The sequence below is a fragment of the Streptomyces sp. NPDC003300 genome, assembly GCF_040610915.1.
Lineage (GTDB): Bacteria > Actinomycetota > Actinomycetes > Streptomycetales > Streptomycetaceae > Actinacidiphila.
Window position 1 is genome coordinate 46298 of the sequence record NZ_JBEXNE010000039.1, and the last position, 12102, is coordinate 58399.

10 protein-coding genes and 2 pseudogenes are annotated in these 12102 nt (G+C 72.8%); 8 read left to right on the forward strand and 4 right to left on the reverse strand.

Annotated elements, in window-relative coordinates; genetic code table 11:
- Positions 1-128: 128 nt before the first annotated feature.
- The 3 genes and pseudogenes from ABZX65_RS33950 to ABZX65_RS33960 form a co-directional block, all read right to left on the reverse strand.
- Positions 129-525 (reverse strand): annotated as a pseudogene (locus tag ABZX65_RS33950) (hypothetical protein).
- Positions 526-745: 220 nt separating this feature from the next.
- A complete protein-coding gene (locus tag ABZX65_RS33955) occupies positions 746-1783 on the reverse strand; it encodes an alcohol dehydrogenase catalytic domain-containing protein (RefSeq protein WP_355349087.1) in 1038 nt (345 codons plus the stop codon).
- A 111-nt stretch (positions 1784-1894) separates the two neighbouring features.
- Complete coding sequence (locus tag ABZX65_RS33960; protein WP_355349090.1) at positions 1895-2356, reverse strand: alpha-L-rhamnosidase C-terminal domain-containing protein; 462 nt, start codon at positions 2354-2356, stop codon at positions 1895-1897.
- A 383-nt stretch (positions 2357-2739) separates the two neighbouring features.
- On the opposite strand from ABZX65_RS33960, the gene ABZX65_RS33965 reads away from it, so the two are divergent.
- From ABZX65_RS33965 to ABZX65_RS34000, 8 genes are all read left to right on the forward strand, one after another.
- The gene (locus tag ABZX65_RS33965) at positions 2740-3018 is read left to right on the forward strand and encodes a hypothetical protein (protein WP_355349093.1); all 279 of its coding nucleotides are present in this window, start codon (positions 2740-2742) and stop codon (positions 3016-3018) included.
- A 204-nt stretch (positions 3019-3222) separates the two neighbouring features.
- Entirely contained in the window at positions 3223-4149 is a 927-nt protein-coding gene (locus ABZX65_RS33970) for a hypothetical protein (RefSeq protein ID WP_355349096.1), read from the forward strand.
- A 563-nt stretch (positions 4150-4712) separates the two neighbouring features.
- Positions 4713-5453 (forward strand): hypothetical protein, encoded by a 741-nt coding sequence (locus ABZX65_RS33975; RefSeq protein ID WP_355349099.1) that lies wholly within the window; start codon positions 4713-4715, stop codon positions 5451-5453.
- 248 nt (positions 5454-5701) lie between these two features.
- The gene (locus ABZX65_RS33980) at positions 5702-6463 is read left to right on the forward strand and encodes a GPP34 family phosphoprotein (protein WP_355349102.1); all 762 of its coding nucleotides are present in this window, start codon (positions 5702-5704) and stop codon (positions 6461-6463) included.
- Between the two features lie 125 nt (positions 6464-6588).
- Positions 6589-6849, forward strand: a complete 261-nt coding sequence (locus ABZX65_RS33985) for a DUF5133 domain-containing protein (protein WP_355349105.1) — start codon at positions 6589-6591, stop codon at positions 6847-6849.
- 131 nt (positions 6850-6980) lie between these two features.
- Positions 6981-7163: a hypothetical protein gene (locus ABZX65_RS33990; protein ID WP_355349108.1), complete on the forward strand. Its 183-nt coding sequence runs from the start codon at positions 6981-6983 to the stop codon at positions 7161-7163.
- A gap of 330 nt (positions 7164-7493) precedes the next feature.
- Positions 7494-10466, forward strand: a complete 2973-nt coding sequence (locus ABZX65_RS33995; protein ID WP_355349111.1) for a trehalase family glycosidase — start codon at positions 7494-7496, stop codon at positions 10464-10466.
- 438 nt (positions 10467-10904) lie between these two features.
- Complete coding sequence (locus ABZX65_RS34000; protein WP_355349120.1) at positions 10905-11987, forward strand: peptidase S8; 1083 nt, start codon at positions 10905-10907, stop codon at positions 11985-11987.
- 19 nt (positions 11988-12006) lie between these two features.
- Here the strand turns inward: ABZX65_RS34000 and ABZX65_RS34005 are convergent.
- Positions 12007-12102 (reverse strand): annotated as a pseudogene (locus ABZX65_RS34005) (NUDIX domain-containing protein); the annotation flags it as partial.

The window sequence follows — 12102 nt, forward strand, 5'->3', positions numbered from 1 at the left end:
GCTGATCTGACGCGCCGTAGGCGACGGCCACCACGGTGACCGGGATGTCCCGGCCAGGACCGCATCCGGCGGCGAGCCGCGCGGGCGCCGTACCGCCGCGCGTGTGCCGGGCAGGGCCGTACGGTCGCTCAGCGCTCCTGCCGCGACGGCGTCGGCGCGGTACGGGGGGCGGTCATGTCGAGCAGGAGCATCGCGTCGTTGCCGGGGGTGCCGGGGGTGCCGGGGGCGGCGGTGTAGATGCCCATGCGCTGGCCCGCGGTGCCTTCGAGGGCCATGCCCTGGAACGCGAGGGTTGTCCTGCCGACCCGGGGGTGCTGGAAGGTCTTGGTGGCGGCCTTGCGACACAGCCGCGGACCTGGCCCGCCCAGTCGGGGAAGACCTCGCGGGCGGCCGGGTGTAGTAGTCGATGCTGACCCCGGAGAGCGTGGCCAGTTCCTCGCGGCGCAGGCCGGGCGTGCGGCGGACCCCCGGACCGGGGGTGAGGCCGGCGGACCGCGGGCTGGTCTGGGTACGACGGGCGCGCAGGAAAGAGCGGTGCGGCCTCGGGGCCGTCCAACGCCCAGCCGCGGCCGGTGCCCGACCGCCCGAAGCTCATGCACCCCAGGGTGATACGGCTGATCTTGAGTCCTGAGCTTCCCAGGTTGGGGTACTCCATGGGTCCATGGAGTACCCGGAGCACGCGAAGAGGGAGGCCGTGACACGGCCTCCCTCCGTCCCTCACCGCATCGGTCCCGCGGGGGAGCGGCTACGGAATGACGAGCGTTTTGAGCGCGGTGCGCTCGTCCATGGCCCGGTACCCCTCGGGTACGTCCTCCAGCGACACGGTCTGGTCGAAGACCCGGCCGGGGTCGACCGTGCCGTCCAGCACCCCGGGCAGCAGCTCCTCGATGTAGGCGCGCACGGGAGCCGGGCCACCGGTCAGGGTGACATTGGGGCCGAAGAGGCTGCCGAAACCGACCGGCGCGTTCGCGTACTGCGGGACGCCGACCCGGCTGATCACTCCGCCGGGGCGGACGACCCCGACGGCCGTCTCGTACGCGGGCATGTGGCCGACCGCCTCCAGGACGGCGCGGGTGCCGTGTCCGCCGGTCAGTTCGCGGACCTTGGCGATCCCTTCCTCGCCGCGCTCGGCGACGACGTCGGTGGCGCCGAATTCACGGCCCAGGTCGGTGCGGACCTTGTGGCGGCCCATGAGGATGACGCGCTCGGCGCCGAGCCGCCTGGCGGACAGCACCGCGAGCAGGCCCACGGCCCCGTCACCGATGACGGTGACGCTGTCGCCGGGACGTACCCGCGCCTGCTTGGCGGCGTGATGGCCGGTGCCGTACACGTCGGCCAGCGTCAGCAGCGACGGAAGCAGCGCGGTGTCGACTCCGGTGGGCAGCTTCACCAGGGTGCCCTGGGCCTGCGGGACGCGGACCGCCTCGGCCTGGGCGCCGCCGACGCCGCCCGCCGCGAAGAAGCCGCCGTGCGGGCACGAGGTGTGCAGGCCCGCGCGGCAGAATTCGCAGGTGTTGTCGGCGAAGGCGAACGGGGAGACCACCAGGTCGCCCACGCTCAGCCCCGAGACCTCGGCGCCCAGGTCCTCGACGACGCCCAGGAACTCGTGCCCCATGGGGACCGGGCCGTCCGTGGCGGACATGCTGTGGAAGGGGTGCAGGTCACTGCCGCACACACAGGAACGGACGACGCGTACGACCGCGTCGGTGGGCTGCTCGATCGTCGGGTCCGGCGCGTCCTGCACGCGCACGTCCCCGGCCTTGTACATGAACGTTGCCCGCATGGGGGTACGTCTCGCTCTCTGCCTGGAAGGGTGCATTCGCAGACCTGCTGATCAGGTCTCTTTCAGCGTGGCACCCACGCGCGGACGGGCCCAGGGAGAGATCTCTCCCCCCTAGGGCCGGACGCGGTCATGGCCGGGGCGCGGGGGAGGACGGGAGCGAGAACGCATGGCGTCCCGAGCCCACGCCGAAGGGCGCCCGGCCGCGGGGAGGCGCACCTCGGCGCGGGTGTTCGGCGGGACCACGGCCGTGACGGAGAGGGTGCCGCCCTCGGTCCGCCAGCCGGCCTCCGCCCTGCCGTACGGCGTCTCGTGCGCGGCGCGGGCCCGGGTGAGACCGGCGCCGGGCACGGGCGCGACGCGGATGTGCCGCCGGCCGGAGGCGACGGCGCCGAGCCCGGCGACCGTGCGGTGCAGCCAGTCGGCGACGGCGCCGAGCGCGTAGTGGTTGAACGACGTCCCCCCGCCCGGATTGACCGAGCCGTCCGGCGGCACGGAGTCCCAGCGCTCCCACACCGTCGTGGCGCCCATGGTGACCGGATACGGCCAGGACGGGCAGTCGCGCTCCAGCAGCATGCGGTAGGCGAGTTCGGGCTCGCCCGCGCCCCGGCCGCGCTGCCGCGCTCACACAACGACGGCGCGGCGGCGGGCGGATGACCGGGGGGTGGGAACACCGAGCAGGTGGGCGGCTCGGCGGGGAATCGGGTCCTCCTCGGCCGGCACTGGCGCACGAGCCTGCCCGTCGGGGCGGCTCGCAGGGGTGCGCGCTCCATGGTGACGGGAACACCTGCCCGCGGGCGGTGCGGAACGGGAAGCGGCGGCGGCCGGGTCCGGCAAGGGCGCTCGCCGCCGACCGGCGCCGTCGCGCCGCGCTCGCGGATTCGCACGCCGGACGCGGTCAGGGGACACCGACCTGGAAAACGTGCGCGAGCCGCGGTGCGGAACGTAGTCTCGAACACGTGAGTCGGCTGACGGGTGTTGAGCAAGAAGAGTGCGTGCGGTGCGCGGAGCTGGAGGCCCGGTTCAGGGATCCGTCGACCGTCAACCCCGGTGCGTATCTTTACGGTTGGGCCACACACCAGCTCGACGACCACGACGCCGAGCCGGAACCCCTGCCCGACTGCCCCGAATGCGGCAAGTACGCGGCGGGACCCGGCACCGTCCACGCGCGGGTGTGGCAGCGCTGGGCGCGGACGCACTACATGCAGTGCACGCTCGCTCCGTACTGGAAGCCGTAGCGGGAGTCCGGCGGAAACCGTTCGCACCGCCACTGAGCTGGGAAAACAGTGTGCTGGGAGTCGGCCGCTGCGGGCTCCGGAACGGTCTCGAATGGCGCAATATGGACATATCGGATGTCATGGTACTAAGCGTGTGTCTCTCGTGACGCACAGCGACCGCCGGGGAAGTCTCACCCCTGGTAGTTCGGCAAAGGAATACGCACCATGTCATCTGATCCCAGCTCATCCCCCGACGAGCGATCCCCCATAGCCACGCGCGACGAGCCCAGGCACACCCTGCTCCGCACCGCGGCGACCACCCGCCCGCTGGCCGAAGTGGCCAGTCTGGTCAACCTCCTCAAGCAGAACGGCGAGTCGCCGAGTCCGGCCGACGAGGCACTGCGGCTGGCCGCCGTGTCCCGACCGGTCGACGAGGTACGGCAGTTGGTCGTCCTGCTCAACGAACCGCCGCACGCGGACGGCGAGGCCGGTACGACCCTGCGCGCGGCGGCCATGGGCCGTCCCATCGAGGACGTCGCCCACCTGGTCACCATCTTCGGCCCGGAGAGCGACGGCTCGCCGATCCGCGGCCCGGAGCCGACCGGCCCCGACACGTCAGGGCACGCCTGGCCGGAACAGCGACCCGAGGGGGAGGGGCAAGGCACCGACGAGCCGCCCGCCACGGGCGGCGGCGCGGGCCGCCTCGCCGGGCGCCGCCCCGGCTCGGGCCCCGCGCGGACCCGCCGCGCGGCGCCCGCCCTGGCCTCCGTCCTGCGCTGGCCCGCCGCCGTCGCGCTCCTCGCGGTCGCCGCGATCCACCTGCCCACCGACATCGCGGGCCTGCGCGCCGGCGACCTCGCGGCGGGTGTGTCCCTGGCCATCACCGTCCTCTGCCTGGTCCTGGCGGTCATGCTGACCGTGCAGGACACGGTCTGGACGTGGGCGGCCAGCGCGACCGCGGCTGTGGGCACACTGGTGCTGCACTCGCTCGCCGCCGGCTTCGGGCCCGTGCACCTGCTCAGGGACAGCCTCGGCCGGTCCTTCGCCGGGTCCACCACAACGGTGCTGGCCTGCGCCGCGGTGGCGGCGGCCCTGGCGGGCTCCGCGCTGCTCCGCAGGCACAAGCCCACGGTCGCCGCGACCGACGCCTGACGGCCCACAGGCGGTGCCAGCGGGCTGACGCTGACGGCCCGCAGGCGGTGCCAGCGGGCTGACGCCCGGCCGGTGCCGCCACGAATGGCGGCGGTCATTCGCCCGTCGGCGTGCGTGCAGCCGCCACGTGTGCCAAGGTAGAAGAGGTCCCGCAGCCACCCCCCCCGGCTGCGGGACCTTCGCTTGTCCGTTCCGCGGGTCCCGCGACGCGACGCCACGGCCCTCGGCCGCGCCCTGTGCGGACGCACGTCCTCCACATACGCGTACGAACCGACACCCCCTGCCCCGGCCCCCGCGCCGGGGCATCGTGCTGCCGCCCGGGCCCCCGCCGGACCCCGACACGCGCCCCCGCCGCGCCCCGTCCTCCCCTTCCCGCCCGTCCCTCCCGTGCCGCCTGGACGATTCGGGCGTTGCCGGGGCACGACAGGGCGTACGGTCACTGGTGCGCCGAGCGGGGCGGCGGCGACAATCTGCTGACCAGGCGATCGACGTGTGCAGCGCACGACGGACCACACCAACGCGCACCGCCGGACGCACGACCGGGCGCACCGCGAGGAGCAGCCGTGATATCCGAGCCGGAACTGACGGGCGGACTCGACGAGCCCACGCCTGCGGACATGGTCTCCGACGGGGACCCCTCCCCCCGACCGGCCGCCTTCGGCCCGGGCGGCAGGCGCCTGTGGGCGGTCGGCCTCGGCGGCGCCCTCGTCGCGTCCGCCGCGTGGGCGGGCGGCCTGTACGCGTACGGCCCGCGGCACAGCGGCGCACCGGACATGCACGGCTACGTCCTGCACGGCAGCCCGTGCGCGGGACTCACCCTCAAGCCGCTCACCGACGCGCTCAAGGCCACCGACACCCAGACCGTCTCACCCGCGGTGGTCCACCTCGGCCCCGCGCTCGACCAGATCCGCTGCACGATCGAGACCACGTCACCGATCCCGCTGCGCGGCGGCACGGCGCGTTACGAGGTGGTCGTCGGCGTCGACCTGCACAAGGCGACCGACCCCGCCGCCGAATTCGAGGACCAGCGCGATCTCGACACCGCCGACCTCATCCCCGTCACGACCACCGAATCCGTCCCCGACCTCGGGGACAAGGCGTACTTCCTCACCATCAACGCGGGGTCGCAGCAGCTCAAAGTCCTCGACGGCGGCGCGGTGTTCACCCTCACCCTCAACGGCTACAACTACCTCGCCACCAGCGTGGACGGGCAGCAGGGCGACAGCACCTCCGAGACCGACCTGCGGGCGTACCAGCCCGCGCTGATCGCCACGGTGCGCAACGTGATGAAGGGGCAGAAGTAGCGGGCACGGCAACGGTGACGTCCCGGACGGACATGACAGTCGGGGCGGAGGCGGCGGCCACGCCGACCCGGGGCCCCCGCCCCTATCGGGTGTCCTTGAGAGCCCCACCGCCGGAGTACCCGCCGGGTCGCGGTCGCGTTGGGTAGTTTTGTGGCACGTCCTTCACAGCGGTCCAGGCCGGACCGCCTCCGGGCCGGCGACCGCCGTCCGGCGGCCCGGCCGCGCCGCCCACGATGCGGAGCAGCGCGATGACCACACCACGAGACCTGATCGTCGTCGCCATGGACGTGCCGCCCGACCTCCTCGTGGACCGCGGCGACCTCTCCCTCGCCCTGGCCGGGGCCGAGCTGATCGACCTCATCGCGGCGAAGGAGCTGACGCTGCGCGGCGACCGCGTGGTGCCCGTACCCCGGCCGGAGGGCGAGCGGCGCACCGCGGACCGGCTGCTGGGGGAGGCGCTGACGGCGTACGAGACGGCGACGCGCTCCGCGGAGGCCGCCGACCGCGACCCGGGCAGGGCGACGGACAAGGCGACGGAAAGAGCGGCGGGCGAGGCGGCGGACAGGCCGACGGGCAAGCGGGCGGAACCGGCCGCGGAGAGCGGCGCGGACGACAATCCGGGGGAGCGCGTCGAGGACTGGCTGTGGCGCCGGGGCCGGGACCTGCCGACCGCGTACATCGCCGCGCTTGAAGAGGACGGCACGCTGGTCCCCGAGCGGCACCGGCGCTGGGGCCTGCTCCCCACCAGCCGACGCGTCCTCGCCGACACGCCGGGTCGGCGCCGGGCGGCCCAGCACTGGGCGTCGGACGCGCCGGTCCTCAGGGCGCTCGCCACCCTCATCGGGGTCAAGGGCGACGAGCCGCCGCCGGACGAGGTCCCCACGGGCAGCCCGTCGCGGGTGGTGCTGCGCGCACTCCGGCACGCCGTCGAGGAGTTGGCCGAGGAGCGCCGTCTGCGCACCACCCGACTCGATCGCGCCAACGCCACCTACCGCAGCCGCGGTTACTGACGGTCTGACGGTCGGTCACCCGCTCCCGATCAATCACGATTTAGGGGAGTGGACGGCCTGTTACGGGGTAGGCGACTCTTGCCCCGTGACACGGGGTGAGCAATTTTCCACGAGAGGCTGTGACGATGTCGGCCCACCCTGCCGCGCTGCGTGAACTGGTCGAGCGGTACGAGCACTTGAATTCCCAGAGCCCCGAGGTCCGCTCCGAGCCGCGGATCCGCGACCTCCTGCGTGACACCGCCTACACACTGTGCGTGGCGACCGGCACCGGCGAGATCGGCGCCGCGCTGGCCGCCGCCCGCGCCCTGCTCGCCGAAGCCGGGGACACCGAGGCGCTGGACGACGAGGCCGGAGACGCGACCACCGCCCTCGAAGCGGCGGCTTAGGGCCCCTCCTGAACCCCACGTCACCTCCAGAACCTCACGTCACCTCCCGCGCCCACGGGCGGCGGTACGCGGACCGGCACATATCAGCTCCAAACCCGTTGTGAACCGGCCCGACGGGGCACACTCACCGCATGGCTGATCTTGACGACGACCCGGTGATGGTCTGCGCCGAATGCGGGCGCACCAGCGACTGGAACCCCACGACCTTCTGCTCGTGGGCGTGCTTCGACACCGAGCCGCGGCCGGGCGCACCCGAGGCGATGGCGTACTTCACCGGCGCGGCCCCCGAGGATCCGGCCGACAGCGAGGAGTGAAGGGCCGCTTACGCGCTGCCCGCGCGTCCCGGCGTGCCGACAAGTCGGTTTCAGGCCGCTGCCCGCGCGTCCCGGCGTGTCGACAAGGCGGTCCCAGGCCGTCGCCAGCCCGCCCCGCCATGCCGTCCTGCCCGCCGCGATACGAGCCCGGCCCGCCCCTGGCGTGACGCTCGCGGTCACCCCCCGACGCGACGGCCGCACCCGCCCCCCTGTCCGATCCCTTGACGCGCGGGAGAGCGCTCTCATATGTTCCCCACGCACCGCATGAATGAAACGATTCACTCGCGTCTGCCGTTGAGTCACCCCCCACCTCGCACGGAGGCCGGAGCCATGTCCTTCCCCCACCCGCCGGGGCGACGATCGCCCTTATCCGCTTCCCGCCGCTTCAGGGTCGCGCTGTTCCTCGCGACCCTGTGCGCCGCCGTCGGCCTGTCGACCACGCCGCCCGCGTCCGCCGATGCCCGCAGCTCCGAAGCCCGTACTGCCGCGGCCCCCGCGGTTCCGGCCGCCGCCCCCACCGGGCTCGCCGGCCGGTCGGCGGGCGACGCGTACATCTACGCCCCGCACAGCAGGACGCTCGCCCCGGTCGCGGTCAAGGGCACGTCCGGGTCCGTCACCTCACCGGGGAACGTGCTGTCGGGCGCCTCGACCCGCATCTCCGGGACGAACGCGTATCTGGTCCTCGACTTCGGCAAGGAGGTCGGCGGGCTGGTGACGCTGAGATTCGCCGGGGCGAGCGGCAGCGGGCAGCGGGTCGGCCTGGCCTTCAGCGAGTCGTCGCTGTACGTCGGCCCGGTCAGCGACTTGAGCAGCGGCACCGTGTACTCCGGTTCCGGCACCGACGGCGCGCTGACCGCGACCGTCGACGGCGCGGGCACGTACACCATGCCGACCGACAAACTGCGCGGCGGCTTCCGCTACTTGACGGTTTTCATGGGGACGTCCGGCTGGGTGGACCTCAACGGGGTCTCGCTGGCGTTCACCGGCGCGGCCGGGATGAGCGACCCCGCCGCGTACACCAACTACTTCTATTCGAGCGACCCGCTGCTGAACAAGATCTGGTACGCCGGGGCCTACACCGTCCAGATGGACACGATCGCGCCCGACACCGGCCGCGCCTATCCGCCGCTCGCCTCCGGGTGGGAGAACAACGCCGTGATCGGCACGGGAGCGGGCATCCTCAGCGACGGCGCCAAGCGCGACCGCGCCGTCTGGCCCGGCGACCTCGGTGTGTCGACGCCCACCGAATACGTCTCGACCCATGACATCGCGTCCACCAAGAACGCCCTCAACAGCCTCTACCAGCACCAGAATTCCTCGACCGGTGAGCTGGAGTACGGCGGTCCGGCCGTCAACTTCTACGGCTCCGACACCTATCACACGTGGACGCTCATCGGGTCGGCGTCGTACTACACCTACTCCGCCGACAAGGCGTGGCTGGACTCGGTGTGGAGCCGCTACCGGCTCGGCATGTCCTTCATCACCGCGAAGATCGACGGCAACGGCCTGCTGAACGTCACCGGGACCAACGACTGGGCGCGCGGCGGCCAGGGCGGCGAGAACATCGAGGCCAACGCGCTGCTCTACGCGGCCCTCACCAGCGGCGCGACGCTCGCGACCGTCGAGGGGGACACGGCGGACGCCACCGCCTGGCGTCAGCGCGCGGCCACCGTGAAGTCCGCCGTCAACCAGCGTCTCTGGAACGGCGCGGTCGGCCTCTACCGCGACAACCCGACCAGCACGCTCTATCCGCAGGACGGCAACTCGCTCGCGGTCTGGTACGGGCTGACCGACAGCGCGGACAAGGACACCGCCATCGCGCATGCGCTCGCCGCCCGGTGGAACGACCACGGCGCGGCCAGCCCCGAGAAGGACGGCGGCGCCATCGGCACCTTCCCCGGATCGATGGAGGTCCAGGCCCACTTCGCGGCCGACGACGACATCAACGCGCTGGCCCTGATCCGCCGCGAGTGGGGCTACATGCTGGGCAGCCCCACGGGCACGGGAAGTACGTTCTGGGAGGGGTTCCGCTCCGACGGGTCCTTCGACTACGGCGGCACGTACATGAGCCTGGCGCACGGCTGGGGGACCGGACCGACCTCCGCCCTCACCTTCTACCTGCTGGGCCTGTCCCCGACCGGCACCGCTGCCTACGACTTCGTGCCGCACCCCGGCGACCTCGCCCACACCGAGGGCACCATCACCATGCCGCAGGGCACGGTGACCGGCTCCTGGGACCGGGACACGGCCGCGGGCACCCTCACCGAGTCGCTGACGAGCCCGGCGGGGACCACCGGCCGGATCGGCGTACCCACCAACGGCTCCGCCGACGCCACCGTCACCGTCAACGGCGCCACCGTGTGGAGCGGCGGCGCCTTCCACCCGGGCGCGGGCATCAACGGCGGGTCGAGCGACGGCCGTTACGTCTACCTCACCGGCGTCCCCGCCGGGACGTACGCGGTGTCCGCCACCGGCCTCGGCGCCCCCGTGCCCTTCGCCACCTCGGTCGCGGGCACGACGCTGCCGACCGGCTACACCCTGTGCGCCGTCGAGGGCGGCACCTGCACCCCGTCCGGCAGCCAGGTCATGGCCTACGGCGCGGGCGCGTACGCCTACCGGTCCGTCAGCGGCGCGACGCTCTGCGCGGCCTCCGCCTTCGGCGGCGCCGACCCGGCCTACGGCGTACTGAAGTCCTGCTACCTCGCCCCGTCCGGCGGCCCCGCGGGCTACACCTCGTGCGCGGCGGAGAAGGGGACCTGCGCGGTCAGCGGCACCCGGGAAGTCGCCTACGGCGCGAACGGCGCCTTCCGCTTCCAGGTGGTCACCGGCAGCGTCGCCTGCACCAACGACGCCTTCGGCACCGACCCGTTGTACAACACGGCCAAGAGCTGCTGGGCCGCCCCGAACGGGCCGCCCGCGGGCAACTGGACGCAGTGCGCGGCCGAGAAGTCCGTCTGCGCGGTCACCGGATCGCAACCCGTCGCGTACGGCGCCGCGGGCGCGTTCTGGACCGGCCGCTCCAACGGCCCGACGACCTGCGGCAACGACACGATGGGGGTCGACCCGGTCTTCGGCGTGGCCAAGAGCTGCTCCACGTACGCGGGCGCCCCGCCCGGCTTTCCGGCGACCTGCTCGGCGGAGAACGGCAGTTGCGCCTTCACCGGCCGCAGGACCGTGGCGTACGGGGCGGCGGGCGACTACCTCTACGCGACGTTCACCGGGGGCACGCCCTGCACCACCGCGGCCTTCGGTGGCGGTGACCCGATCCCGAACGTCGCCAAATCCTGCTACCTGACGTCGTAGGGCGGACCCAAGCGGCGGACCGCGCAGGGGAGTTGCGAAACCACGCAAGTGGAATCCATGCATCCTGCGCGGTCATTTCTCGACCACGTCTTCCCCAAGGCGAACTGACGAAGGCAAAGCGGAGGTAGAGACTTCGTCCGGTCCCTGTATTGACGTGACCGCGTCACCCATAGTGGCGGTTCGGTGCCTCAGTCACCCCACCTGGCACCGCAGGCACCACTGCATCCGCAGGCCCCCAGGTAACCCACCACAGGAGGCAGTTCGTTGCGCATCACCCTGAATCCGGCGATACGTCGCGCCGGTCTACCCCTCACCGCGGTCGCCGCTCTGGCCGCTTCCGCGCTGGCCCTCACCCCGTCCGCCGTCGCGCAGACGCCGGCCGCCGCGCAGCCCGTCCACACCGCGCGGGCCTGTGCCACGCCCGCCAAGGCGGGCGACATGGCCTGTAAGGCGCTGCGCGTCACCAGCGGCACCGTGCACGCCGCGCGGACCACCACGGTCTCGCCGGACGCGGCCACCGCCGCCACGCCGTCGGGCTACGGTCCCACCGACCTGCGCGCCGCCTACGGCCTCACCTCGGCGGCGTCCACCAACGGCAGCGGCGAGACGGTCGCGATCGTCGACGCGTACGACGACCCCAACGCCGCCAGTGACCTGGCCGCCTACCGGTCGTACTACGGTCTGCCCGCCTGCACGGTGGCCAGCGGCTGCTTCAAGAAGGTGAGCCAGACCGGCTCCACCACGTCCCTGCCCAGCGCCGACTCGGGCTGGGCCGAGGAGATCTCCCTCGACCTGGACATGGCCAGCGCCATCTGCCCGAAGTGCAACATCCTCCTGGTCGAGGCCAGTTCCGCCTCCATGGCCAACCTCGGCAAGTCGGTCAACGAGGCCGTCGCCCTGGGCGCGAAGTTCGTCTCGAACAGCTACGGCGGTTCCGAGTCGTCCTCCGACACCAGTTACGACTCCTCGTACTTCAACCACCCCGGTGTCGCGATCACCGTCAGCGCCGGTGACTCCGGCTACGGCGCCGAGTACCCCGCGGCCTCGAAGTACGTGACCGCGGTCGGCGGCACCAACCTCAAGAAGTCGTCCACGACCCGCGGTTGGACGGAGACGGTCTGGTCCGGCTCCGGCTCCGGCTGCTCGGCCTACGACGCCAAGCAGTCCTGGCAGAAGGACACCGGCTGCTCCAAGCGGACCATCGCCGATGTCTCGGCGGTCGCCGACCCGGCCACCGGTGTCGCGGTCTACGACTCCTACGGCGTCACGGCCGGCTGGTACACCTTCGGCGGCACCAGCGTCTCCTCGCCGATCATCGCCTCGGTCTACGCGCTGGCGGGCAACCCGTCCTCCGGCTCGTACCCGACGTCCTTCCCGTACGCCCACACCACGGCGCTCAACGACGTGACCAGCGGCTCCAACGGAAGCTGCTCCGGCAGCTACCTGTGCACCGGCAAGGCCGGTTACGACGGTCCGACCGGTCTCGGCACCCCGGCCGGGACGACGGCCTTCGCGGGCTGACATCCCGTTCCTCGCGGGCGGGGCGGACCGACACCTTGGTGTAGACGCCGAGGAAGCCGGTGATCTCGGCGATGATGCCGGTCTCTTCGAGGCATTCGCGGATCGCGCACTGGGC